Annotated in this window: 25 protein-coding genes and 1 pseudogene; 4 read left to right on the top strand and 22 right to left on the bottom strand. The window is 43.1% G+C overall.

Annotation, left to right across the window (positions count from 1 at the left end):
* Positions 1–10: 10 nt before the first annotated feature.
* From QM870_RS07240 to ruvB, 14 genes and pseudogenes are all read right to left on the bottom strand, one after another.
* Complete coding sequence (locus QM870_RS07240; protein WP_003009412.1) at positions 11–898, bottom strand: carbohydrate ABC transporter permease; 888 nt, start codon at positions 896–898, stop codon at positions 11–13.
* Between the two features lie 203 nt (positions 899–1,101).
* The gene (locus QM870_RS07235; protein WP_414369199.1) at positions 1,102–2,418 is read right to left on the bottom strand and encodes an extracellular solute-binding protein; all 1,317 of its coding nucleotides are present in this window, start codon (positions 2,416–2,418) and stop codon (positions 1,102–1,104) included.
* A gap of 138 nt (positions 2,419–2,556) precedes the next feature.
* Entirely contained in the window at positions 2,557–3,255 is a 699-nt protein-coding gene (locus QM870_RS07230) for an N-acetylmannosamine-6-phosphate 2-epimerase (protein ID WP_070586622.1), read from the bottom strand.
* A gap of 170 nt (positions 3,256–3,425) precedes the next feature.
* Complete coding sequence (locus QM870_RS07225) at positions 3,426–3,812, bottom strand: ABC transporter permease (RefSeq protein ID WP_414369197.1); 387 nt, start codon at positions 3,810–3,812, stop codon at positions 3,426–3,428.
* Positions 3,813–3,970: 158 nt separating this feature from the next.
* Positions 3,971–4,087, bottom strand: a pseudogene (locus QM870_RS07220) (alcohol dehydrogenase); the annotation flags it as partial.
* Between the two features lie 210 nt (positions 4,088–4,297).
* Positions 4,298–4,621 carry a hypothetical protein gene (locus tag QM870_RS07215; protein ID WP_003009394.1) on the bottom strand — a complete coding sequence of 108 codons (324 nt, stop codon included), beginning with the start codon at positions 4,619–4,621 and terminating at the stop codon, positions 4,298–4,300.
* Positions 4,621–4,926 (bottom strand): hypothetical protein, encoded by a 306-nt coding sequence (locus tag QM870_RS07210; RefSeq protein ID WP_049472664.1) that lies wholly within the window; start codon positions 4,924–4,926, stop codon positions 4,621–4,623. Before QM870_RS07210 ends, QM870_RS07215 begins: the two co-directional genes overlap by 1 nt.
* 13 nt (positions 4,927–4,939) lie before the next feature.
* Entirely contained in the window at positions 4,940–5,497 is a 558-nt protein-coding gene (locus QM870_RS07205; protein ID WP_070594671.1) for a hypothetical protein, read from the bottom strand.
* 252 nt (positions 5,498–5,749) lie between these two features.
* The gene (adhE, locus tag QM870_RS07200) at positions 5,750–8,401 is read right to left on the bottom strand and encodes a bifunctional acetaldehyde-CoA/alcohol dehydrogenase (protein ID WP_272144879.1); all 2,652 of its coding nucleotides are present in this window, start codon (positions 8,399–8,401) and stop codon (positions 5,750–5,752) included.
* Positions 8,402–8,803: 402 nt separating this feature from the next.
* Complete coding sequence (locus QM870_RS07195) at positions 8,804–10,606, bottom strand: acyltransferase family protein (protein WP_023920066.1); 1,803 nt, start codon at positions 10,604–10,606, stop codon at positions 8,804–8,806.
* Positions 10,596–11,000 (bottom strand): MORN repeat-containing protein, encoded by a 405-nt coding sequence (locus tag QM870_RS07190; protein ID WP_004219557.1) that lies wholly within the window; start codon positions 10,998–11,000, stop codon positions 10,596–10,598. Before QM870_RS07190 ends, QM870_RS07195 begins: the two co-directional genes overlap by 11 nt.
* A 28-nt stretch (positions 11,001–11,028) precedes the next feature.
* On the bottom strand, positions 11,029–11,454 hold the full coding sequence (locus QM870_RS07185; RefSeq protein WP_414369193.1) for a low molecular weight protein-tyrosine-phosphatase: 426 nt from the start codon (positions 11,452–11,454) through the stop codon (positions 11,029–11,031).
* Between the two features lie 173 nt (positions 11,455–11,627).
* On the bottom strand, positions 11,628–12,194 hold the full coding sequence (locus QM870_RS07180; protein ID WP_414369191.1) for a nucleotidyltransferase family protein: 567 nt from the start codon (positions 12,192–12,194) through the stop codon (positions 11,628–11,630).
* Between the two features lie 6 nt (positions 12,195–12,200).
* Positions 12,201–13,199: a Holliday junction branch migration DNA helicase RuvB gene (gene ruvB, locus QM870_RS07175; protein ID WP_118228649.1), complete on the bottom strand. Its 999-nt coding sequence runs from the start codon at positions 13,197–13,199 to the stop codon at positions 12,201–12,203.
* A 230-nt stretch (positions 13,200–13,429) separates the two neighbouring features.
* Between ruvB and QM870_RS07170 the strand changes: the two genes are divergently transcribed.
* The 3 genes from QM870_RS07170 (at position 13,430) to QM870_RS07160 (ending at position 16,586) form a co-directional block, all read left to right on the top strand.
* A complete protein-coding gene (locus QM870_RS07170) occupies positions 13,430–14,152 on the top strand; it encodes a hypothetical protein (RefSeq protein WP_239665652.1) in 723 nt (240 codons plus the stop codon).
* Positions 14,153–14,167: 15 nt separating this feature from the next.
* Complete coding sequence (locus QM870_RS07165; RefSeq protein WP_414369189.1) at positions 14,168–14,887, top strand: hypothetical protein; 720 nt, start codon at positions 14,168–14,170, stop codon at positions 14,885–14,887.
* A gap of 391 nt (positions 14,888–15,278) precedes the next feature.
* Entirely contained in the window at positions 15,279–16,586 is a 1,308-nt protein-coding gene (locus QM870_RS07160) for a hypothetical protein (RefSeq protein WP_201089959.1), read from the top strand.
* A 424-nt stretch (positions 16,587–17,010) separates the two neighbouring features.
* Here QM870_RS07160 and QM870_RS07155 read toward each other — a convergent pair whose 3' ends face one another.
* From QM870_RS07155 to QM870_RS07125, 7 genes are all read right to left on the bottom strand, one after another.
* Positions 17,011–18,051, bottom strand: coding sequence for an aldose epimerase family protein (locus QM870_RS07155; protein WP_195190034.1), 1,041 nt, complete (start codon positions 18,049–18,051; stop codon positions 17,011–17,013).
* An 81-nt stretch (positions 18,052–18,132) separates the two neighbouring features.
* On the bottom strand, positions 18,133–19,302 hold the full coding sequence (locus QM870_RS07150; RefSeq protein ID WP_414369187.1) for an SIS domain-containing protein: 1,170 nt from the start codon (positions 19,300–19,302) through the stop codon (positions 18,133–18,135).
* Between the two features lie 83 nt (positions 19,303–19,385).
* Positions 19,386–19,790 (bottom strand): PTS sugar transporter subunit IIA, encoded by a 405-nt coding sequence (locus tag QM870_RS07145; protein ID WP_003009328.1) that lies wholly within the window; start codon positions 19,788–19,790, stop codon positions 19,386–19,388.
* Between the two features lie 11 nt (positions 19,791–19,801).
* Positions 19,802–20,620: a PTS system mannose/fructose/sorbose family transporter subunit IID gene (locus QM870_RS07140; RefSeq protein ID WP_023920055.1), complete on the bottom strand. Its 819-nt coding sequence runs from the start codon at positions 20,618–20,620 to the stop codon at positions 19,802–19,804.
* A complete protein-coding gene (locus QM870_RS07135; RefSeq protein ID WP_049483971.1) occupies positions 20,607–21,521 on the bottom strand; it encodes a PTS mannose/fructose/sorbose/N-acetylgalactosamine transporter subunit IIC in 915 nt (304 codons plus the stop codon). Before QM870_RS07135 ends, QM870_RS07140 begins: the two co-directional genes overlap by 14 nt.
* Positions 21,522–21,547: 26 nt before the next feature.
* Complete coding sequence (locus QM870_RS07130; RefSeq protein ID WP_003009322.1) at positions 21,548–22,024, bottom strand: PTS system mannose/fructose/N-acetylgalactosamine-transporter subunit IIB; 477 nt, start codon at positions 22,022–22,024, stop codon at positions 21,548–21,550.
* Complete coding sequence (locus tag QM870_RS07125) at positions 22,021–23,808, bottom strand: glycoside hydrolase family 35 protein (RefSeq protein WP_118398193.1); 1,788 nt, start codon at positions 23,806–23,808, stop codon at positions 22,021–22,023. The genes QM870_RS07130 and QM870_RS07125 overlap by 4 nt, the downstream gene beginning before the upstream one ends.
* A gap of 132 nt (positions 23,809–23,940) precedes the next feature.
* On the opposite strand from QM870_RS07125, the gene QM870_RS07120 reads away from it, so the two are divergent.
* A complete protein-coding gene (locus tag QM870_RS07120) occupies positions 23,941–24,657 on the top strand; it encodes a GntR family transcriptional regulator (RefSeq protein WP_031572835.1) in 717 nt (238 codons plus the stop codon).
* Positions 24,658–24,995: 338 nt separating this feature from the next.
* Here the strand turns inward: QM870_RS07120 and purB are convergent, their stop codons facing one another.
* Positions 24,996–26,294 carry an adenylosuccinate lyase gene (gene purB / locus QM870_RS07115; RefSeq protein WP_414369184.1) on the bottom strand — a complete coding sequence of 433 codons (1,299 nt, stop codon included), beginning with the start codon at positions 26,292–26,294 and terminating at the stop codon, positions 24,996–24,998.
* Positions 26,295–26,314 lie beyond the last annotated feature (20 nt).

Raw genomic sequence — 26,314 nt, 5'->3', positions numbered from 1 at the left:
GCTCCTTTCTTTAGTATTCTACGTCGTTTCCGAGGATCTTGAATTGCGCAAAACTGATAATGGCAATCATCACCGCAAGGAAGACGCCCATGGTGTTGGCATAACCATATTCAGATAGTTTAAAGGCTTTTTCATAGAGGTAGTACATAAGGGTACTCGTTGAGTAGTTAGGACCACCGGATGTCAACAATTGGATCAAGGCGAAACATTGGAAAGAGTTAATGGTCGTAATGATGGCAATGTACAAGGTTGTTGGCAACAAGCTTGGCCATTTGATCTTCCAGAAAACTTGAAATTCTGTCGCACCATCCACACGCGCTGCTTCTACGAGAGAATTATCAATATTTCCCATAGCTGCGATGTAGAGGATGATCGGTTGACCAACAGAGGTGGTCAACAAGATGATAATGATGGCCATCAAAGCCCAGTGCTTGTCCCCCAACCAAGAAATGTTTTGGTTGATGACATGTCCAGATTTCAATACAAAGTTCAAAATCCCTGATAGTGGATCATAGATCCATTTCCATACAACCGTTACCGCTACACTCCCTGTAACAACTGGAAGGAAGAAGACGAAACGATAGAAGGAACGCGCAATCGCATTTTGATGGTAGGTCTGAGAAGCCACAAACAAGGAGAACAATACGACGATCGGAACGGATCCGATAACGATGATGACGGTATTGATCAAGGACTTCACAAAGACCTTATCCGCAAACATGCGGGAATAATTTTCTAAACCGACAAACTTAAAGGATGTCATAGAATAGTTGAAGAAACTTGTCACAAAGCCCATGATCATGGGGGCTAGGACAAAGACCGTAAAGAAAATTAAAATGGGTGCTAGGAATGCGTAGGAAACGAGCGTCTCCCTCATTCGGATTTTGTTTACCTTCACAATAAGGCACCTCCTGATGTTCTTTTTCTATTTTTTCCTTGATTCCTATGTGGAACGGATGGCACTGCCCCTTCCTACATATGATAATTAGGAGAGCGAAAACACGAAGACCCCCTCTTTCAATCTACACATGGAGATAAGAAATCGAGGGGGCCTATGCTTTCTTATTTCTATGAAAGGATCATTTGAGTTTCATAGATGATCTATTTTTTCTTGATCGTTTCGTTTGCTTTTTCAGTAAAGGTCTTCAAAGCTGGTTCTGCTTTTTCATCCCCGTTTGAAACAGATTGCAACATTGGGAACCAAAGTGTACGCATTTCTGCAAAGCCGTCGATTGTGTTGTAGTATGGTGAGTAGTATTGAGTCCAAGTACTGATGGTTTCCATCCGTTTGTCATCATACAATTTACCAAATGAACTACGAACTGGGAAGGCACCTGTACGAACAACGTTCTTAGGACCCCATTCTTTGTCGTCTGCGATGAATTGAACAAATTTCTTAGCTGCTGCTACTTTCTTTTCATCCTTGTTGTTGAAGACTGCAAATCCATTGACAAGGTATTCCAATTTTGGCTTGCCTGAGTCAGATGGGAATGGCACTTCTACTACTTCAACCTTACTTGCATCCAACAATTTAGCTTGGATACCGTTTTGTGAAGGCGCCCACAAGATAGTGTATGAAGTTTGACCATTCGCAAAGTTTTGGATGTCTGCTCCACCATCGAATTGAGAACCATTCATCATCAAGCCGTCATCGATCCATTTAGAAGCTTTTTCCAAACCTTTGACAAATTTTGGATCATCTGTTGTATACTTGGTTACTTTTTCATCAGTAACAGAACCGCCATAAAGGTTGGCAATGAAGGCACGAGTTCCTTGGTCTCCACCTTGACCATTACTGAAGAGTGATCCTGGTGTATAACCTTTGTCTTTCAAGGCTTTCAAGACTTTTTCAAAGTCGTCTGTTGTCCAGCCTTCTTTGACAAGATCCAACACGCCTGCATCTTTGAGCATCTTCTTATTCATCGCCATGTAGAATGGTGCTGAACTAATTGGATACATGTAAGCTGTGTCGCCTGCCTTGCTGGCTTGGATGATATTTTCATTATTGACATCTTTGACAAAATCTTCGGTAAAGAGATCGTTCAAATCAGCCAATTTTCCATTTTTACCATACTGAATGATCCGTCCAGGTGCATCAAAGAGTACATCCGGAGCAGTTCCTGCTTCAATAGCCGTTGTGATCTTTTCAGGACCTGACTTGAAGTCAATCGTTTCCAAATTCACGTGGATATCTGGATTCGCTTTTTCAAAAGCTGCAATAATTGATTTTTCGTAGGTTCCGACACCATCTTCTGCTTTTTCTTGAGTAAAGACTGGGAATGCCCACCAGGTAATTTCTGTTTTACCAGAATTTCCTCCAGAAGATTCTGATTTTGATCCTCCGCCAGAGCCACAAGCTGCGAGTGCTAGAAGAGCTGCACCAGCTACCAACGAGCACAATACTTTTTTCATTTTCATGTGATTTCTCCTCACGATTGCGGTAAGATTACTCTTACAGGGGGTTATCCTCAATGAGGACGCCTATTCTTGTTCATGTTTCAGATTCGACTACTCTCTATTCGGTCTCCTCCTCCTTCAATCTACTGTTTTGTTTTCTCATTTTAAGGCTGCGACGAAGCGCTCTGTAATCTCTTTTGGTCGAGTAATGGCACCACCTACAACGATGCCGCGAACCCCGAGATCATGGATTTTCTTGGCTTGATCAGGGTAGTGGATCTTGCCTTCTGCGATGACATCTACTCCTGCTTGGCAGAGACGATGGATCAGTTCAAAATCTGGACCATCAACCTTTGGACTGTAGTCCGTATAGCCCGAAAGGGTCGTTCCGACAAAGTCTACTCCCGCTTCGACTGCTGTCAATCCTTCTTCCAGAGTAGAGGTATCAGCCATCAAGAGTTGGTCTGGATATTTCTCTTTGACTTGATGGATAAAGTCACTAATCGAAAGACCATCATGACGGGGACGTTTGGTACAATCAAGAGCAATGACTGCGATATCCAAAGCTGCCAGCTCATCGACTTCTTTCATAGTAGCCGTGATAAAGGGTTCTTCAGGTGGGTAATCACGTTTGATAATCCCAATAATTGGTAACTTGGTCACTTCCTTGATTTCCTTTATATCCCGGACACTATTGGCTCGGATTCCGACAGCTCCACCCTGTTCAGCCGCTTTGACCAAGAGAGGAATGACTCCTCCTGCTTCTGTATAGAGCGGTTCATGAGGGAGAGCTTGACAAGAAACAATGATGCCGTCTTTGATTTGTTCAATCAGTTCATCTTTTGTAATCTTTGACATAACTCCTTCTCCTTTGATAATAAGGCAACTCGAGTACTTGTAAATTGATTATAATCTATTTTTAAAGCGCTTACAATATTAATCATGCAATTGGATTATAGTTTCACATTTTAGGGAAAAATAAAAAGATCTCTGAAACTAGTTTCAGAGATCTAGGACATGTTGATTTCCTAAGCCATCTTTTGAGTCGCTTTTTCCTTTACAACAAATACAAAGCCGATAGAGCCGACGACGGCTCCAAGCAAGATCCAATAGACCATATCCGATGAAGTAATTGGGCCTGCCAAGAGACCTGCTAATAAAAAGAGATTGATATACAGTCTAGTATCGCGATAGAAGGTCCAATTGAAATGGTAGCTACCTTCTGGGTACTGCCGTGTCGATACAGACGGTTGAAAGACCTGCAGAAGAATCAGAATCCCAACAAAAGCAAGATAAGCTAGGCTCACTACCGAAAGCGAAGCCTGCATCGTCATAACCACAGCTACTATAAGCAAGACCAAGATCCAGAAATGGAAGTCCATCCAGAATTCACGATGATAACAAAACCGTTTCATAAGATTACACCTTTCTCTTAATGTATTCGTTTTCTACACTTATATTATAAGACAAGGAATTTTTTTTGCAAGGAATTATCGGCTATTTGGGACTGAAAATAGGACCAGAATATCTCTGGTCCGTCTAAAAAAACTATGAACAAATATTAGTTGCCAATTCATTCATTGATATCATTTTCGATAATGACCTTGAGTGCATGGTTTTCACCCGCATGTTTAAAGACATCATAGGCCTTTTCGACTTCTGAGAGTTTGAAGTGGTGGGTGGTGAGCTTGATCCAGCAGTTGCAGATTGCCTGCAGATACATAAGTTGCAGCTTTCATAAGCGACTCCTCTTTTGTTGGTTTGATAAAACCATTTTATTTTCGTTTCTTTGTGAATATTATAACATACTAAGTAATCGCTTGCAAGAATTTATGAGCACATTTTTAAAAGTTTTTTGAGCAAACAAAAACATTCCCCTTATCTATACCAGAGGAATGTTTCAATCACCTTGTTCTAATTGTTGGCGCTGCTTATAGTACTCTTGCTGCTCGCGCTCACGCTCTTCTTCTAAACGCTCTTCATAGCGCTTGAGTTCTGCCTCAAACTCTTCTTGCAAGGCAAATAAACGCTCCAAGCCACTTTGGGCCTCCGCACTTGGCGCTTGAAAATGCAAGGCACTCAGCCAGTCCACTAAATTTTCTGTATGTTGGCGGACATCCATACGCATATCCGCATAATCCCACTCCAACTCACTGAGCTTTTGATTGAAGCGGTAATGTCGATCTTCTAGTTGTTCTAATTCACTATTTCCTGAATGGTACATCACATACCTCCTTTAATCGGACTCAATAAAATCGGCTTCTTCACTGCTTTCAGTGCTGTTTCTACCGCGTCCGCTGCTCCTCCTGTAAATCCATCTTTCAAATCACTAACTAGGGTCGTTGTAGCAAAAGAGCGCATCTTTTCGGATTGACCGCCCAAGGTTACCTGCAAACTCATCCCTTCCAACATCATCAAGGCTTTCTGCGTTGCAATCAAACTTCTGATCGCAATCCGCTCTTGCTCCTTTTTAATCTCTCGATGGAGCTCCTCAATTCGTTCTCTGTCCTCTCCCAGGATCTCTAACATCTTTTTCTCCTACTTATGAAAAATCAAAGGCCGTCGCTTGTCCCTTGTCCAAGTCCACCAATTGAGCTGATGCAGCCTCCAGCTGACCTGCCAAATCTGACAAGCGAGTGGAATAGGCCTTTGCTTGGGCGAGGTTCTCCGCCTCTACCGCTTGGTCCCAACAAGCATCCATGGAGAACTCTCCTAATAGTTGCTCCACTTCTGCGTCTGTTAAAAATTGGGCCATGCTGTGGGCCATTTGTGACACCTCAGCGACCTTATGAGAAACCGTCTCCTTGGCCTCTTCCAGCTTATCCTTGACCTCTGCCTCAAAGGCAGTTGCTTGCGCTGAAGCATTCTGCGCTACCGCCAGCACCAATTCCTCCCGCAATTGAATGGTCTGGGTTCCAGACGCGCTCGCTAGTTGCTGATGGAGGCTAGAAATGCTTGGCTTTTCCTGCCCATACATGGAGACCACTGAAGCAGATGATGGCTGATTTTCTGAAGTGGAAGTTTCCCGATCTCGTTGGGGCATTTCAATAATTTTCTGTGCCTGATCTTGTCTTCCTTGCACGTCACCTTCTAACTCCATTTGAGATGGCCTCCTTTCTTGGATTTATTTTTTCGTTTCCTATAACTGAAAAAGGACCATAACCCTTCAGCTACAGGCAGATTCACACACTATAGGGTAACATAAAATAGCTCGGAATGCTATAAAAATAACACAATTTCTGAAAAAAAGTCTAATTTTTTATGAAAAAACGAGTTTTGGACCCAAATAGCAAAAATCCCCCACTCTTACGAGTGAGGGATAGCTGATAAACATCAGTTGTTCGTCGGCTTCTTATTTACGACGTCCTGGACGTTCTTTGTAACCATAGTATGCATCTTCGATGATTTCTTGCATATGGTCTACCATTGGAAGACGTGGGTTAGCTGGTGAACATTGATCTTCGTAAGCAAGGAAGGCCAATTCACGAGAATGTTTCTTCCATTCTTTTTCATCGATTCCTTGTGCTTTGAAGTTCATTTCGATACCACAGCGTTCACCGAGTTCGTATACAGCTTTTGCGTAAGCTTCAACGGCTTCTTCTGGAGTAGAGCATGGAAGTCCTAGCATACGAGCGATATCTTGGTATTTTTCATCTGCACGGTAGTAGTTGTACTTAGGCCATGTAGCTGTCTTGGCTGGGCGTGTACCGTTGTAGCGGATAACGTATGGAAGCAAGATCGCATTGGTCCGTCCGTGGATGGTGTGGAATTGCGCACCGATCTTGTGGGCCATTGAGTGAGAAATACCAAGGAAGGCATTGGCGAAGGCCATACCTGCGATCGTTGACGCATTGTGCATCTTTTCGCGTGAATGGAAGTCCGCATTCTTGACTGAGCTTTCCAAGTTTTCGAAGACAAGTTTGATGGCTTGAAGAGCAAGACCATCAGTGTAGTCGCTTGCCATTTGTGATACGTAAGCTTCAGTCGCGTGCGTCAAGACGTCCATACCAGTGTCTGCTGCAACAGATCCAGGAACTGTCAATACCAAGGCAGGGTCTACGATGGCAACTGTTGGAGTCAATGAGTAGTCTGCGATTGGGTATTTACGGTTGTTGGCTTTATCAGAGATAACGGCAAATGGTGTTACTTCAGATCCTGTACCGGAAGTTGTTGGGATGGCGATGAATTTCGTCTTCTTACCAAGCAATGGGAACTTGAAGGCACGTTTACGGATATCCATGAATTTTTGTACAAGGTCACGGAAGTCCACTTCTGGTTGTTCATAGAAGAGCCACATAACTTTGGCCGCATCCATTGGTGATCCACCACCGAGAGCGACGATAGTATCTGGTTTGAAGGCACGCATGATCTCGGTACCACGTTCAACAGTTGTGATATCTGGATCTGGTTCAACGTCTGCAAAGATTTGGTAAACTACCTTATTGCGACGAAGGTCAAGCTGTTCGATGATACGATCAAGGAAACCAAGCTCTACCATAGCGTGGTCTGTAACGATCATGACACGTTCAACGTCACGACATTTTTGTAGGTATTCAATTGAATCACGTTCAAAGTATGTTTTTGAAGGAAGTTTCATCCATTGCATGTTATTTCTCCGGCGTCCGACTTTTTTGATATTCAAGAGGTTGATGGCACTAACGTTGTCCCCAACAGAGTTGCGTCCGTAAGAACCACATCCAAGTGTTAATGATGGCAAGAAGGCATTGTAAACATCCCCGATACCACCGAAAGTCGAAGGAGAGTTGCAGATCACACGAATAGCTTTAACTGCTTTACCAAATTCTTTGGTCAATTCTTCATCAGCAGTATGGATGGCTGCTGAGTGACCAAGACCGTTGAATTCAACCATTTGGCGAGCTTTGTTAATTCCGTCTTCACGGCTTTCAGATTTCAAAACAGCGATGACTGGTGACAATTTTTCACGAGTCAACGGTTCTTTTTCACCAACTTCTTTACATTCTGCCGCAAGGATATTGGTTCCTTCTGGTACAGTGAAGCCAGCTTGTTCAGCGATCCATGCTGCTGGTTTCCCAACGATGTCCGCATTCAATTTCGCACCCGCGCAGTTCTTGCTGTTGGCTTTTACGCCGAAGCAGAACTCTTCAAGAAGGGCTTTTTCTTTTTTGTTAACAAAGTAAGTGTGGTAAGATTTGAATTCTTCAACAAACTCATCGTAGATTTCTTTATCGATGATGACCGCTTGTTCAGACGCACAGACCATACCATTGTCAAATGATTTAGACATGACGATATCGTGTGCTGCTTGGCGGATGTTAGCTGATTTTTCAACATAAGCAGGTACGTTTCCGGCACCAACCCCAAGAGCTGGTTTTCCACAAGAATAAGCTGCTTTCACCATGGCGTTCCCACCGGTCGCGAGGATCGTAGCAACTCCCTCGTGGTTCATCAGGGCACTCGTTGCTTCCATAGAAGGTTGGGTAATCCATTGCACACAGTTCTCAGGTGCTCCAGCTGCAATTGCTGCATCGCGTACGATTTGTGCTGCATGAGCAGATGATTCTTGAGCAGATGGGTGGAAGGCAAAGACGATAGGGTTCCGTGTCTTCAATGAAATCAAGGCTTTAAAGATTGCTGTTGAAGTTGGGTTTGTTGTAGGAGTGATCCCGCAGACAACTCCGACTGGCTCAGCAATAAGAGTCAAACCAGTGACGTCATCTTCTGAAATGACACCAACTGTCTTGGTGTGACGCATGTTGTTTACAACGTGCTCACAAGCGAACAAGTTCTTCGTCGCCTTGTCTTCGAAGACTCCACGACCAGTTTCTTCATAGGCATGAAGAGCAAGCTCACCGTGTGCGTCAAGAGCAGCTACAGATGCTTTTGCAACGATGTAGTCTACTTGTTCCTGATTCAATTTGCGCATTTCTTCAAGCGCTACGAGCGCTTTTTGCACCAACTCGTCTACGTGTTTTTCAGCAGCGAGTTTCTTTTCTTCAGGTGAGAGAGTTTTTTTATCAGCCATTTGATGCTTTCCTCCAATGTTTGAAACCCTTATCCTTTTCTAGAACTTTTTCACGTTTTCGGAAATTTTCAAGAATAGTGTAAGAAATTTCGATTTGTTAATTATTTCACAATATAATTGTACTCTATTTTGAGATTTTTGTAAACACTTCCAAGCAACTTTCACAAAGAATTTTTTGTAGTTTGTGAAAGTTTTATCAATTCTATTGCTGTAAAAGCAATTCTTTAACAAAATTGTGAAAAAATAATTAAAAAAATTTTTTCTTCACAAAGTGATATTTTCAATTGATTTTTGTAAGCGTTTTCTTGATCTTACTAAAAAAAGCAGCTTTTTACAAGTAAAAAGTTGCTTTTTGTTTTATTTTGTTAGGATTTGTTTTGTTTCAGTTTCAGAGAAGCATTGTTACTTCTTGACCGGACCTTTTTCGGCCTTATCAAGGGCTTCTTTGACTGTTTGAGCATAGAGTTCCCCACCATTGGTTTCCATATTGAAGTGAACAGAGTCTGTTCCCACCCAAATGTTTGGATTTTCAATTGCTACTTGGTACCAGTCCGCAATGGTGATAAAGTCGTATTTCTTAGCTAGTTCCAACTCATAAAGACGAGTTTGAACCGATTCACTGGACTGATCGTTGGCATAGCGACCATCATATGGTGTCACAAGGATCAAGCGACGGCCTTTTGGAAGTTTTTCAACATACTGATCCAGCAACTCTTTGTAGTTGCTTACAGTATTGGTTCCTAGGGCAATGACCACATTTTTTAGGAGAACTTTATTGGAGATATCGGTCTCAAAGACCTTCATTCCATTTTCCAACTGACGGCTCACCACCGCATCAATCTGGATACCCGGGATGGCTTTAGTCAGGTAGTCCTGCGCTCGCAAGTTAACCGAATCACCGATCATGGTCACACCATTTGAGACGTTATAGTCTGTTGCCGTCGCATTGTCCACCTGCGTCCGTGTGACCTGCATTTTGCTGTCTGCTTGATTGAGCCCACTCACTACCAAACTCTCATCAAAAGCTCCAACGGTTGGTGCAAAGGCAGAGATCCCGATCATCAAGAGAGCTAATGGAATCATGAGGTAAAAGATCGGCTTGGTCAAAAAGCTAAGATCCATCTTCATACCAAAGACACGAGGCTCCTTGCCTGCAATGGTTGGCTCCAAAATATAGAAGGACAGAGCCGTTAGAATCAAGGAAACGATCGTCGTCACAAGGGCTGCCATCATATTTCCCAAATGTTGAGAGAAGATGATAAAGAAAGGCCAGTGGAAAAGATAGACACCATAACTGGTATCTGCCAAGAAATTGAGGATGGCTGGTTCTTTTTTATCTGGCGTCTTCTCATGGAGAATGCGGGCCGAAAGAATCATGGCACAAGCTGCGATTGTCGCTGCTAAAAAGCCAAATAGATAGGTCCACAAGCTATCAAATGGCAAGAAAAGACTGAGCACAAACAAGAAGGCAAAGCTTCCACCCAAGACCGATAAGGTCTTTTTCATGCTCCAAGACTGCACCAGCTTTGTAAAGTTCGGGCTGACATTGGCAATCCCTGTCACCGTTGCTAGGCATGATCCCGCAAAGAAGGGGAAGATGTGAGTGAAGCTAGAAAAATAGATGGTGGAGAAATTAGCTGTCAGAAAGGCGCGGATGAACATGGACAAGAAGGTGAAGAGAAAGAGCCCGCTGGACGCCAGGAAGAGCATACCTCGGTACTTTCCAACCGTCTTAGCCCGTTTAGCCAAGAACCATGCCAAAAGTGCCCAGAGCACATAGTAATGCACTTCTAGAGCCAAACTCCAGGTATGAAGGAAGAGATGCGGAATGAAGTTGCTTTCGTAACTACCACCCGTTGCCATCTCAAAGAAATTGGTCACAAAACCGAAGACCGCCGCAATCTGAGTCCCAATACCAGCCACGTAGTCCCGTTGGACCATAAAGGTAAAGGGCATCACGACCAAGACCATAAAGACAAGGGGTGGAACGATCCGGTAAAAGCGCCGTTTCAAGAATGCCAGGTAGTCAATTCCTTGCTTGCGCGCAAATTCATCGATCAAGAGCGCTGTAATCAAAAATCCTGAGAAGGTGAAGAAAATATCTACCCCAATGAAGCCTCCAGGAAAGGCTTTTTGGAAGAAATGGTAAAGCAATACCAATAAGAGTCCTGTAACACGGACTAGTGAAAACCATTTAATGCGCATTTTGATAAATCCCCTGCTTGAATGTTCCTTTGTATACGACGTTGGCTTCTGTGGTTAAGGTGCCTTTGCCCTCCGGCTGGCCATTAACAAACTGCCCTTCATAGGTCCAACCATCCTTGGACTTAAACTTACCATAGCCACTAAAAGAGCCGTTGACGAGGTTACCTGTATAGGTATCCCCATTTTTAAAGGTGACGGTTCCCTTGCCATTCATCTTGCCACGGACCAAACTTCCGTCGTAACGGATCGCCCCCTTATCCAAGGTCAAAACGCCCTGACCTGGAATGGCTGAAAGGAAAACCATCAAAGCAGATAGAATAATCACGACTAATGCTGCTATTTCTAAATTTTTTCTTGTCAGATAGACCTTATAAGTCTCATAAAATTCTTTCATATTCTGTATTCTCTCACATATCAAACTCTTAAGAAGTTGCTAACTGATCTAACCAAGCCTTACAGCCGCTCAGGACTCTGGAATAGGTCTCCTCAAAATCACCGGTATACCACGGATCTGGCACACTTTCAGCAGCAAAAAGATGAATCTTGTGTTCTGTTCCTGCAGGAGCCATTCGCTTCAGATCTGCTACATTGTTTTCGTCCATCCCTAGGATCAAATCAAAGTTGTAAAAATCCTCTTCCTTGATCTGTAAGGACGTCTTGGCTGGATCATACGGGACCTGGTATTGTTGAAAGATTTTCTGGGTTTCCCGATGGATGGGATTGCCATGTTCCCAGCTCGAGGTGGCCCGACTTTCAATCTCATACTGATCCGTCAAGTCCTTCATGACAAACTCCGCCATGGGGCTCCGACAAATATTTCCTAAGCAGACAAAGACGATTTTTTTCATGATTCCACCTAACTCCTTGTTCGGACTGCCCAACCTAGCTGAGCTCTTGGCTTTCCACTATGGAAAACTAGCATACTATTACTATTATAACAAAAATGTGACAGAAAGATGACAAAGGGGCTCCATCATTTTAAAGAAAAATCAGATTCCTTTTTCAAATCTGATCTGTTTCTCTATTTTGGAAAACGAACCTCTAATAGAGGCCATTTACTCTGCCAATTTTTCTTTTTCATCCGCTCTGTATAAACCGCTAAACGCTCTGGACTGGCTAAAAAATGCGGAGTTGGCTGAACAATGAAGTCCTCGATATCCTTTGTCCCATAAGGGAGAAAGAGCTCTAGCTGACCATTTTTCCTTAAGCGAACCGCAAGAGCCGTACACTGCTCGGGGTATTTAGAAACCGCGTCACAAGCACTGCGATAAGGAGCCGTCCCCGGACTATGCTGGTGCATATAGACTTGATTTTTGACTTCCCAAGCGTACTGAGGATAGGTCTTCTTTAATTCTTGCTCGATCTGAAAAGTCTCCTCATAGCTGATCGTAGGGACATAAAAGACCAGATCCATATCGGTTGTCGCGTCAAACCCTGGTCTGCCAGAGAGCTGGTTCCAGATGAAATTTCGCACCGCACCCGCCGCTAACCAGGCATCTGCCAAGTTGAGATCTCGAATGATAGCCAAGACAGTCATCATCTCCGGATCCGCTTGGATTTGCTTTACTATCGCTTCTTCCGTCAGCATCTTCTTCTAGTCTCCATTGTAGGGATAACCCAGGTGTTCGTAAGCCTTGCGAGTCGCCACGCGCCCTGTCCGGGTCCGCATGATAAAGCCTTTCTGAATCAAGTAAGGCTCATACATATCTTCTACAGTCTCTCGCTCTTCAGCAATATTGACCGATAGAGTCCCAAGCCCGACCGGGCCACCGCCGTACATCTCAATCATGGTCCGCAGGATCTTTTGATCGACATAGTCCAGTCCTTCATGGTCCACATCCAGCATAGAGAGGGCCTTGTCGGTAATGGTATCATCAATCAAGCCATCGCCCACGATCTGAGCAAAATCGCGCACTCGTTTCAGCAACCGGTTGGCAATCCGAGGGGTCCCCCGACTACGAAGAGAAAGCTCTTCGGCAGCTTCGTGGGTAATTTCCATCTCAAAGATTTCGGCGGTCCGCTCGACAATCTCTGTCAAATCATCTTGCTCATAGTATTCCATGTGCCCCGTAATTCCAAAGCGAGCACGCAAGGGATTGGACAGCATACCAGCTCGCGTCGTTGCCCCAATCAAGGTGAAAGGAGGAAGGTCCAGATGGACACTCCGGCTGCTCTCACCAGCACCAATCATGATATCGATGTAGAAATCTTCCATGGCGCTGTAAAGCACTTCTTCGACTGACATAGGAAGACGGTGGATCTCATCGATAAAGAGGACATCGCCCGGCTCTAGATCATTGAGGATGGCTACCAAGTCACCAGCCTTTTCAATGACAGGACCAGAAGTCTGCTTGAGATTGACACCCAGTTCATTGGCAATGACAAAGGCCATGGTGGTTTTCCCCAGTCCCGGAGGGCCAAAAAGAAGGACATGATCCAGTGCTTCATCCCGAAGCTTAGCCGCCTCAATAAAGATTTTCAGCTGGTCCTTGACCTTATCTTGACCAATATATTCATGTAAATATTGCGGGCGCAGCGTCCGTTCAACGGCCTCTTCATCGCCCATGATTTCATTGTCTAAAATTCTACTCATACAGTCTATTATAGCAAAAAATGATACCTTCGGTACCATAAATAGAATGTGTTTTTTAAAGATCCTGGTTCTCACCGTCGTTCGTTAGAAAAAGTTGAACAGTTGCCCTCATCGTCAACCTTTCTTTTTATTATACGGTCCCTTCTTCTTCATATCTCGCTCACCATTTCACTTTATAATTATTTCCTTTAATGATAAAATTAAAGCAACAACGTTTAGGAGGTAAATTTATGTTTACTAAAACAAAGAAGATCCTTTTCGGTTTCTTGGCATTCTTTGCAGTGCTCCTTATTGCGGGATGTCAGTCTTCTCCATCGCAGTCTTCTAAAACAAATAAGTCTTCTCAAACAGATAAATCTCCTCAAACAATAAAAGCACCACAAGATCTTACAAAGGATCAACAAGGAACTTGGAAATGGACTGACCAACAAATGACCATTCAGAAAGTATTCCTAGCTTCTAATATCAAAAAACTTGCCGCTGTACTGATGCTTGATGACTTCGATAAGGTTAAGATGACGATGACTATTAAAGATAAAACCGTTGAATTGAAGTACCATTTTGATTACAGAGAACTGTATGAGGATCAAGCATTTGCAACAGGAGAGAACAAAGCAAATTATGAATCGTATTTAAAAAATAAAACTGCTGAATTTAAGAACTATATTCCAAATTTGAAACATACAAAGATTACTCTTGACGAACCTAATGATGCCTATGATTACTCTCTAACTGGCGAAATCGATACGCAGAAACACACTATTACGTTCCCTGAAACACCTACATTTTTAAGTAGAATTGTTATGGGAACCACGTATAACTCGCTTGTACCCATTACTTATACTTACACCGTTGAAGGTAACCAACTAACACTTTATGCTGAAGGTAATGATGAACAAAGTCATTTTAGAGTAATACGTCTTCGTTTCAATTACGTAGGAGACAAACATTAGAAGGAGTGATCAATCATGAACAATATGAAAAAAAGTTCCCTATGGATGTTTTCCCTTCTTGCTCTTCTATTTGTATCAGGATGTGGGCAACAGAAACAACAGCAACAACAAACAACCGCTGAGACTACAACAGTTGCAGAAACTACCACAGTAGCACCGGCCCCAGTCTCACTCGAAGGAGACTGGAAAGCTGTAGATTTTAGAGATACAGTGGAACGTACTTTCTTAATTTATTATGGTGATGCTAATAGTCGATTAAAGGTTGCTGAAGCCTTCCAAGATATCGTTCCGACTCTAAAAATTACAGGAACAGATGTAACTTATTCTTATAGTGCCGATATGAATAAGTATATTGATTTTTATGCTGAACAGAATAAAGATAAATACCCTACAAAAGAAGAAGCTACTGCCATCCTTCTAGGCGTAAGAGAAAAGAAATTTGAAAGCTTTAAACATCAAACTGGAACGTTTGATAACAATACAAAAGTGTTAACTGCAACGTTAAATGATGGGGTTTTAAACGAGAAAGCAAAAACGATCGTATTCCCTGAAGTTCCAAACATCTTTGGAGTTCTACCTCTTTATATTAATTCTACAGACGTACCAATTACTTATCACTACGAATTGAATGGTGATATCCTTACAATGTATGCTGAGAAAACGTACGATGAAACTGGTGCTCATCTTGTTTATCCAATGAAATTCAAGAAAGTTTCAGATCCTAAAACTAATTAAATAACTCACTGAGAGTGAGACAGAAATCGGTAATTCGTTAGAATTCGATTTCGTCGTCCCACCTCCGCACAGTTGAGTAGGGCTGTAAAAGCTGATGAAATCAGCGTAGTAGAGCCCACTCAACCACTGCGTCTTGCTCGACAATCCAAAAATAATTGAGAGGCTAGGACTTTTGTCCCAGCCTCTTTTCTGTGCAAAAAAATAATTTAGGAAGCCTTGAGAATCTCGTCTATTGGGTACTCTGCTACATACAATTTTTCCGTTTCTTATGTTGAATAATCGGTCAAGTTACAAAACAAAATTGTGATTCGTTTGAAAGCCCTTGCAAAACAATTGTGTTGCACGTATAATATAAGCGTAATACAATCATCTATTTTAAGGAGGTCTAGCGATGATTAGACGTTATAAAAAATTATTTTTAGCATTCGTTGCTCTGCTCTCAGTCTTCCTACTAGCTTCTTGTTCTCAAAAACAAAGTGGCTCTAAAAATGCCGCTAAATCAGAAACAGCAAAAGTCGAAACGATTGATGGCGAATGGGAATTAGTCGATACTCTCGATGCTTTAACGGAATCCATCGGAGCCTATACCCTCCATGGAATCCACTTTGCACACTTGCTTGAATCTGTTAAAGACTTCAAAATGGACATGAAGATTGAAAACAACACGGCAACCATTAAATACGACTATAACATTGATAACTTTATTAAAGCTTTCTCCACTGTCACAACAGAAGCTAGAGGCAAGACTGAAGAAGAATTCAAAAAAATCATGTATGACTCTCATGAAGGATTTGCAGGCGACTTTAAGAAATACAAAGTCAGCATGAATAAAGATACTGGCGTGTTTAGCTACGAAGCAACGGGTTCTATTGATCAAGGTGCCAAAACAATGACCTTTGATGAAGGACTTTCCGTAGCAAACTCATTCTTCTTCTCATTCGGTGAAAATCGCGTTTCGCCAAACACATATCACTACAAATTAAAAGACGACATGCTTTATGTCACGATTGACGGAAAAGCGAAGAAAAATAATCTTCCAGTTCACTATGAACTACACTTCAAACGTAAAGGAAGCACTACTCAAAAAGACCCCGTTCCAATTGAAGGAAAATGGCAAGCCATCGACTTCCGACCAGCTCTTGAACGTAGCTTAGCCTTTAAAGATTTTGACAATGATGATTCGGCTATCAAGCTGATCTATCCTGAGGCATGGAAAGATTTAAAACCAACGTTGAACATTACAGATACATCTGTTGAATTCGACTATACTGTATCTCTAGCAGATGGTTTTGGAAGGTTCTACGATTACTTAAAACAAAAAGATGCATCTAAAGTGACTCAAACGAAAGACGAATATATTAAAGATCAATTTACCAAATTATCAGTCAATCTACAGGATGGCGCTAAGGACTTGCCCAATACAACTTATGAATTTGATAAAGGTAATGCTAAAATTCATTCTGTCTTGAAGAACGGTAAATTAGATACAGCAAACCAAACGATTATCTTCCCAGAAGCTATCAATATTGTGCAACTTGCAACCATGTCCATTGGACCTGTCGCTAAAGAAACTACGTATAAATACTCTATTGATGGAGATATTTTAACGTTGACGATTGAGCAACGCGATGGACGGAATAATCTAAATACGGTTATTTCAGCAAAATTCAAAAAAGTGTCTGATGCAACGGGCAAGTAGTCATTCCACTGCTCCTTGAGATTTTCTCAAGGAGCTTTTTTCTGTGCAAAAAAATAAAGAGCTTACGCTCTATTAAAATACTTCGGTACCTTTGGTTCGGTTGAACTCTCTGAGTTCACCTCATTAATTTTTTAAAGATCGTAGTTCTCACTAGCGTTCGAACTGCGTCAATGTACCTAAGCTCACTAACGTTCGCTAAGGTACATAGAAAAAGCCACCGGTTTTGGTGGCTCTTATAGGGAGATTATTATGAAAAAGTTTTAGGAGTTTTATCATTCAAAGTTAGGAGGTCTTTGATGATGGTATTAGTATACGATAGGAAGCTTAAACTTTCCTTATAGTTTTTCTAAAAAATTTTTTTCGAGAAAAAGAGGATGTCCCAAGCAAGGATTTCACATTCTTGTTTGGGTCACCCCTTTCCTCCTTATTTCTTAGCGATGGCATGGTAGCTAGTCTTGCTGGTGAAGACTTGACCTGCTCTCAAGATGACCTTTTCAGCCTGATCACTGTGAATGGCATCTGGCACTGTTTGGAATTCTAGAGCCAAGCCATTGTGCTGCACCATTGGTTGGCCTTGCAGATGAACCGTTTCGTCTACGAAATTGGCTGAATATACCACCAAGGCTGGGGCTTCTGACTTGAAGGTCAAGAAACGTCCAGATGGCTGATGGTAAAGAAAGCCAGCATTTTCATGCCCTTCTGGAAGAGCAAATGGATGGTCTAATCCTTCTACCAGGCGGATTTGCGGATCAGAGTCCTTAAAAAGATCCTCCAAGAGCATGGCTTGGTAGAGATGCTGGACAACCGGACTTTCTCTATCCACGGTCTGAAGAGGAACACCGTCTGGATGGATAGGGTAAAGCCCTTGATGGTTGATCTGAAAGACATGGTCATTGATCGGCTGGGTGAAGTTCCCAGATAGGTTGAAATAGCTGTGGTTGGTCGGGTTGACCAAGGTATCTTGATCCGTTTCTACCCGATAGGCAATCTCAAGTTCACCATCTTCCGTCAAACCATAGGTTACCCAGATCTTGAGATTTCCAGGGAAACCGCCGGTACCATCTGCACGCTCTGTATACAGAGTGATTTCCTGATCCGTTACCGACTCAACGCTAAACAAGGCACTGTCCCAGCCCGTCGGTCCACTGTGGTTGCAGTTAGCACCGTTATTAGCTTCCAAATGATAGGTCTCTCCATTAAGTTCAAAACTTGCCCCTGCAATCCGGCCTGCTACCGGGCCAATACTAGCCCCATATTTAGGGCTATTGCCCACATAGTCCTCAAAGCGATCAAAGCCTAGAATAATATTCGTAAACTGGTCTTCTTTATCCGGTGTCACATATTCTAAGATCGTCGCCCCATAGGTCATGACAGATAATTGGTAGCCCTTGTCATTTTCGAGGCGATAAGCCCGAACCTCTTGATTTTGCCATTCCCCAAACACGCTTTCTTGATACTGTTTCACTAACCTTCTCCTCTCACTGTTTTTCTCCATTGTATCAGTTTCACAAGAAGAAACACTCCACTTTTTATAGAAAATTAGTGGCTATTCTTTATGAAATGGATGAATGATCACCCCTTGAACAACCCGATTGACGGTACCAGTCGGTGAAGGTGTGTCTGGGCGATTTTGCACCTTGAGCGAAGTCAAAAGAGAAATCAATTGACCATAGATAATGTAAGGGAAGGCACGGTAGATATCTAATGAGTCTGCTGATGCTTCCACCAACACTTCCCGTACATGCTCGATCCCTGCAGCTTGATCAGCCAAGAGAACGACCTGACGGGCAATTTGATCTCCTGCAACTTCGCGAACCAAGTCCAGATCATACTGACGGGTATAAGAATCAATGGAGCCAAATACCAGGACCAGAGTCTGGTCATTGATGAGGGATTTCGGACCGTGACGGAATCCGACAGGACTTTCATACATGGTTGCAATTTTTCCTGCTGTTAATTCCAAAATCTTGAGCTGGGCTTCATGGGCTAGGCCAAAGAAAGGTCCTGCTCCCAGATAGATCACGCGCTCAAAGTCTAGATCGACCACTTCCTTGACCGCACGGTCCTGCTCCAAGATTTGTTCAGACAGATGAATCAGTTCTTCTACTCGTTTTTCTTTGATCTCTTCCTCGCTTGGATCAAAGACCAAGAGAGCTGTCAAGAGCATGGAGGTAAAGCTAGAGGTCATCGCAAAGCCAGCATCGTTGGTTTCTTTTGGTTGGAGAAGCAAGAGATTGCGCTCATCTCCGTGGGCTTGCTGGGCCAGTTTCCCTTCTTCGGCACAGGTAATGGTGATCTGATAGAGCTCATCAACCAAGTCTTGAGCTAACTGCACGGTTGCGACACTTTCTGGCGAATTGCCACTCCGGGCAAAAGATACTAAAACCGTTGGAACCTCTTTTTTCAAATAGGTTTGAGGATGAGCTACGATATCCGTCGTCGCAATGGATTGAAAATTCCAGTGGCGTTCATCGTGCACTTCCTGCAAGTAAGGAACCAAGGTATCCCCCACATATGCTGAGGTTCCTGCCCCTGTCAAGATGACCTTGATATAGTCATGCTCTTGCCCAATCTTTTCTAAGAAAGATTTGATTTCCGCTTTTCTTTCTTGGTACAAGCGAGCCGTTTCTTTCCAAACACTTGGTTGTTGGTAAATCTCACGTGTTGTGATCTCTGCTCCTAGCTCCTGCAAGTCTTCTTTTGTATAGTCTAACATAGAAACTGTTGTTCCTTTCTACAATCTAACGTTGATAAATGGGAAAGGAGCCTGAGATGATGCTCCCAGACTCCCATACCAACCTACTCATCTTCATCATCATCAAGGTTTGACAAGAGGTCATTGACCTTGACAATACTTTCTTTTGCACGTTCAGGGTAGTCCCCTTCATTACCAGTCAGGCTACTATTGATGAATTCGATAACCATCGGAAGATTCATCCCTGCGTATAAGTCAATCGCACGTCCTTCAAGGATCAAGCGGCTCACGGTGTTGCAAGGAGTTCCTCCCAAGAGATCGGCAAATACAATATAGTCTTCTAGACCTTGGACTGTTGCTTCTAATTTAGCAGTAAAGTCTTCTGGTCCTTCTTCTGGTAAGAGTGCAACCGTATGGATGGATTCTTGTGGTCCCATAATCATCTCTGTGCTCGCTTTGAGCTCTTCACAAAAGCGACCATGGCTGACCAATACTAACTCTTTTGCCATACCTTACTCCATTATGCCATTCCAAAGAAGAAGTGGCCAAATGCTGAGAATGCGATTGCTGCAAGGATGATGAGCAAGATAGCTTTTGTAGAGTTCATACCCTTACGTCCAAGCAACCAGTAGATTACACCTGTGATGATAGCTGGTACCAAACGTGGGAAGATAAGGTTGAGCATATCTTGAATTTCAATCGCTTTGTCCCCAATGTGTGGAGTCCAAGAAACTTCAACACCAATCATGCTGGCAATCAAGGCACCAACCATGAAGATACCCAGAACGGCAGCTGCGTCGATCAAAGCTGTCAAGGTACTTTGCATATTGTTGATGAGGTTAACCCCTTCTTTATAGGCAAATTCCAACTGTTTCCAACGGAAAATGTCATAAGCAACTGCCACAGCGATCCACAAGAAGATACCGGCTGGGTTTCCTGCAATAGCCAAAGTTGCTGCGATTGAACCCATAATAGCTGGTACCAATGATCCAAAGATTGAGTCCCCAAGAGGAGCGAATGGTCCCATGAGACCTGTCTTGATCCCGTTCACCGCATCTTTTGATTTGACACCATCTTTTTCTTCCAGAGCAAGGTCAAAACCAGTGATAATGGTGTGGAAGAATGGTGAAGTATTGAAGAATTGCGTATGCAATTTCATCATTTCTTTCAATTCTGGAGTGCCATCACCATACATTTTACGCAACTGAGGTAAAAGCATATAAAGGTAACCAGAAGCCTGCATCCGTTCGTAGTTCCAACCCAATTGGAAGGTGAAGAGGCTACGTTTGTTGATTTGTTTAAAATCTTCTTTTGTTAGTTTGTAATTAGAATTCGTCATCTTCAATTTCCCCGCTTTCTACATTGCTTGCTGGAGCAGCTACGACTGTACGTTGACTGTTTTTGAAGTGTTGTACTGCAAGGAAGATACCGATAATGGCAATACCAATCATAGATACACTCTTGAAGTTGTTAACAAAAGTAATAGCTTGTTCTTTTGGAAGTTTAGCGAACACATCAGAACCAACAATGCTAGACACTGCAGCACCAAGGCTTTGAACATTGCTATAAAGCACTGTCAACATTGCTGTTAAGCCAAAGCCAAGTGCTAAGTAGTGAAGGTTACGACGAACAGGAAGGTAACGAAGCAAGATCGCAAATCCAAGACCTGGAAGCATTTGACCTGCAAGTTTCAGACCGTTTGCCAACCATTGTACATTAGCAAGACCTGTAACAACAGTTTCTACGAAAGAACCACCAAAGGCAAGCGCGAAGAAGACTGGAAGGGCACGAGAAAGAGCCCAAGGAACAGCACCAAGAAGGTAGTTGCGTTCAATTCCTTTATAGTCGTAACGTTCGATCGCAGCATCTACACGGTGAGCGAAGTAAGTTGTAGTCATACGACCAAGAATATCAAAGTAGGTCAACAAAGTTGCTACCGGCACAGCGATTGTAGCAATAGCAATCTCTGGATCAATCCCTTTTGCTACTGAGAAGGCAGTCGCAAGAACGGCACCAGATGTTGCGTCAATACGAGAAGCTCCACCGAAAGTACCTACACCGAGCACTGTCAATTGAAGAGAAGCTCCGATAAATAGACCTGTCTTTAAATCCCCCATGACAAGTCCTGTAATGAAACCAGCAAAGACTGGTGATCCTGCTGATGAAACAATCGTCAACTCATCACAGATTTGATAAGCTGAGTACAAAGTAAGTAGTAAAATTTGCCACCATTGTATCATGACAATTTCCTCCTAAAAATTTTCTTTTACTTTAATAACTTCATAAAGTCTTCTGCAGTGTCGTTTGGCACCATCTGAGACGTAATCTTTACACCTTTTTCGTGGATCTTGTTGAAGTCTTCCACGTCCGCGTCCACCACATTGATCGAGCGGGTAATCGCACGTGTCTCATCAGATTGAGACATATTGCCGACATTCAGCGTTTCAAGCTGAACGCCTGCTTCGATCAAACGAAGGAAACGATCAGGTTTGCGAGCTACGATAAAGAGTCGTTGGCTATCATATTTTCCAGCCAAGATATTTTCCGCAGCCTTTGCGACTGGCAAGATACTGAGCTTAACACCAGGTGGTGTCGCTAGTTTCAAGCCACTTTTTTCAATATCATTTTGAGCGACTTCATCATCGATCACCATGATACGTGAAACATTTAGTTTGGTAGTCCAAAGATTGGCTACCTGCCCGTGGATCAAACGTCCATCGATACGGCATCCTACAATAGTCATAAGTTTTCCCCCTTTACTTCTTTGAATGTAGGTTGTTGAACAAGTTGAAGTGTCTCTTGGTAACGCCCTTCTGTCTCAAAGACGATCAGGCTATTGGCTCCTTCTTTGAGGAAACCATGAGGCACGTAAAGTGAAGTGGTCGGTCCGACCTCCCAGAAGCGGCCAAGGTTATGGCCATTGACAAAGACGACCCCTTTCCCAAATCCTGTCATATCCAGATAAGTATCAAGGGTGTGGTCCAGCTGAAAATCATATCGGTAAAATGCTGGAGCACCTGCCTGCCATTCCTTTGAAAAATCGAGCTGACTGAGATCTTGTAAATCCAGTGGGTACTGCTTCCAATGAAGATGGAAGTGCAAATCTACACAGACACCTGTGCGAATGCCCTTGTGCTGGCTATCAGCTAAGAGCTTGTGCCCGTAGTTGACACGTCCCATATTCTCAAGCAAGATTTTTAAATTCGTAACCGCTTTCTTTTTTCCTTTGATAAAAAGATCTTCACCGATCTCTGTTTGGTATTGCGTTGCTACATGTTGATCATCCAGGTAAATCTGTACCCGATCCCGACCATCAATGATGCGCAGTCTTTCTTCTTCCGCATCCAACTCAAGGTCTGTCTCATATAGGAGATAACCTGTGGTTTGCCCCAACTCTTCCATCTTTTCAGGATAAAGGCTGGTCTCAACCTGAGCCAGATTGTCCAGATTTCCAAAAAGACTAGTCTTGGCTGCCAGTTGCAAGGTTTGTTCTGGCAAACACTCTTTGATGAGCGGTTCCTGCTGTGGGTATTCCGGATAATAGGTCGCCATCATTTTTTGAATAGCATAATACTTCTCCGTCGGATTTCCCTGCTCATTGAGCAAAGCCCCATAGTCATAGGACGTCACCTGTGGCAAGTCGAGCGTTCCCCGAGCTGAGCAACCATTCATGAAGCCGAAATTGGTTCCGCCATGAAACATATAGAGGTTGATGGAACCAAGCTCCAAGACCTCATGGACAGCTTCTGCCAACTCCTCTGGGTCCCTTTGAATCACGGGTTCCTTCCAGCGGGTAAACCAGCCATCCCAGAATTCCATACACATCAAGGGCCATTTCTTGCCGTATTCGTCAAAGAATTCTTTCATCTGACCGAAGTTATAGGCTGCTTTGGAACCGAAGTTTCCCGTCACAAAGAGGTCTTCTTCGATCAAGGTTCCTGTTCTTAGCGTTGCTCGCCATGGTCCATCTGATGTAAAGAGAGGACAGGTCACGCCTTTTTCCTTCATCAAATCCCGAATGGCACGAAGATAATCCTTATCCTCTCCATAAGAGCCGTACTCATTTTCCACCTGCATCATGAGGATTGGACCACCCTGATCCACTTGGTAGGGTGTCAACAAGCCAAGCAAGCGATCATAATAACGATCCACTGCTTCGATAAAGGCTGGGTCTGATGAGCGGATTCGCAGGTCTTCTTCTAAGAGCCAGGCTGGTAATCCACCAAATTCCCACTCTGCACAGATAAAGGGCGACGGCCTTACAATCATGTAAAGTCCAAGGGATTGGGCGGTTTGAATGAAACGCTCTAGATCCAATCGACCACTAAAGTCAAACTGCCCTTTGCGGGGTTCATGCGCATTCCAAGGGACATAGGTCTCAACCGTGTTAAACCCCAAAGCCTTTAGATTATACAAGGAATGATACCAGTCTGCTGGGTCAATTCGGAAATAATGGATCGCTCCGGACAAAATCTTGAAGGGTTGACCTTTTAAATAGAAAGCATCGCGAATCTCAAAAACTCCCATAAACGCCCCCCTTTCTTATATGTAACCCTTTTCATTTATTAATATAATAAATTATTTAAAAAATGTCAACACTTTTATAAAAAATATGTTAAAATAGGGTTAAATAAGAGAAATCTAAAGAGAGGTAGCACTATGGCAATTCCAAAGTACCAACACATCAAAGATGAATTGAAGCAGCAAATTATCTCCGGAAAATTTGAAAATGGAGATAAATTTTATACGGAAGCTGAACTCATCAAAATTTATGATGTCAGCTCTATCACCGTTGTCCGTGCTTTGAACGACCTCGCCGCCGATGGCTACATTGTCCGTCAGCAAGGAAAGGGAACCTTTGTTTCTCGTGCTCGAAAACACAAACTGGTAGAATTTTCAGATGTTGAAACCTTCCCAATCCAAAAGGCCAAAGTCAAAGTTCTCTCTATTAAACGTGGAAATACCTTGAGCATCCTAGACAAACTAGGCCTCAACCCAACGCAGTTCTACTATAAGATCGAACGGACTCGCCAGACAGGGGATGATACCTATATCTTCCACCAAACCTATATTCCTGAACAATACATCAATCCAAACTATCCAAATTTGGAATACTACAGCTCTATCTATGATCGCTTCAAAGAAGACTATCACATTCATATGAATGATGAGCACTTCGAAGAAGTCAACGAAATCGTCTTTCCTACACCAAGCAAGGTTGCTAAAGTATTGAAGATCGACGAAAATTTCCCAACGGTCAAACAAGTGAAGACGACCAAGTTAGAAGCTACTGGCCAAATCCTTGAATACACGGAAACCTATAAACGCGGTGACTACTACAAGATCAAGTTCATCTCCTGTGACCGCGATCACTAAGAACCAAAAAGACTGAGACATCTCGGTCTTTTTTATAGCTCCAGTATAGCATGTTGAAAACGATTTCTAAAGACCTCTTTAAAAATATATATAATTAGTGATAGTTTAGCTATAAAAAGTTTAAAAAGAGAGTGGGACAGAAATCGGTAATTCGTTAGAATTCGATTTCGTCGTCCCACCTCCGCACAGTTGAGTAGGGCTGTAAAAGCTGATGAAATCAGCGTAGTAGAGACCACTCAACCACTGCGTCTTGCTCGACAATCCAAAAATAATTGAGAGGCTAGGACTTTTGTCCCAGCCTCTTTCGTCTATTTTTCAAATTCCCTTTTTCGTTGCGATTAGTCACCCAAACCGATGCGTTCGAAGATTTCATCCACCCGTTTAGTGTAGTAGGTTGGGTTGAAGATTTCGTCGATTTCTTCTTGAGTGAGGCGTGAAGTTACTTCTGGATCTGCTTCAAGAAGTGGTTTGAAGTCTACTTGGTTATCCCATGATTGGGCAGTCTTCGGTTGAACAAGGTCGTAAGCTTGCTCACGTGTCATCCCTTTTTCAATCAAAGTCAACATGGCACGTTGGCTGAAGATCAAACCAAATGTAGAGTTCATGTTGCGAATCATGTTTTCTTGGAAGACTGTCAAGTTCTTAACGATGTTTCCGAAACGGTTGAGCATGTAGTCAATCAAGATGGTTGTGTCTGGTGCAATGATACGCTCAGCTGATGAGTGAGAGATATCACGTTCATGCCAAAGGGCTACGTTTTCATAAGCTGTTACCATGTGACCACGGATCACACGCGCAAGACCTGTCATGTTTTCAGAACCGATTGGGTTACGTTTGTGTGGCATTGCTGAAGATCCTTTTTGACCTTTGGCAAAGAACTCTTCCACTTCACGTTGTTCAGATTTTTGAAGACCACGGATTTCAGTCGCCATCCGCTCGATAGAAGTTGCGATGCTCGCAAGAACTGCAAAGTACTCAGCGTGAAGGTCACGAGGAAGCACCTGTGTAGAGATTTCTTGAGCACGGATACCCAATTTGTCGCAGACGTATTTTTCAACGAATGGTGGAATGTTGGCAAAGTTACCAACCGCACCAGAAATCTTACCAGCTTCCACACCAGCAGCCGCATGCTCGAAACGCTCGATGTTGCGCTTCATTTCGCTGTACCAAGTCGCCAATTTCAGACCAAAAGTTGTAGGCTCAGCGTGCACACCGTGGGTACGACCCATCATGATAGTGAACTTGTGTTCTTTCGCTTTGTCAGCGATGATGTTGAGGAAGTTTTCAAGATCCTTGCGGATGATGTCGTTGGCTTGTTTGTAGAGGTAACCATAGGCCGTATCGACCACGTCAGTAGATGTCAACCCATAGTGAACCCACTTACGTTCTTCACCAAGCGTTTCAGAAACCGCACGTGTGAAGGCAACCACATCGTGACGAGTCTGTTGCTCGATTTCAAGAATACGGTCGATGTCAAAGTCTGCTTTTTCACGAATCAAAGCCACATCTTCCTTAGGGATTTCTCCCAATTCAGCCCATGCCTCGTCAGCCAAGATTTCCACCTCAAGCCAAGCACGGTATTTATTTTCTTCAGTCCAAATGTTCGCCATCTCTGGGCGGCTATATCTATCAATCATGTTTAATTTTCCTTTCTTTT

The organism is Streptococcus parasanguinis, assembly GCF_047463195.1.
Lineage (GTDB): Bacteria > Bacillota > Bacilli > Lactobacillales > Streptococcaceae > Streptococcus > Streptococcus parasanguinis_R.
The sequence above is the reverse complement of the archived record's forward strand: the minus strand, read 5'-3'. Positions and strand labels throughout refer to the sequence as shown.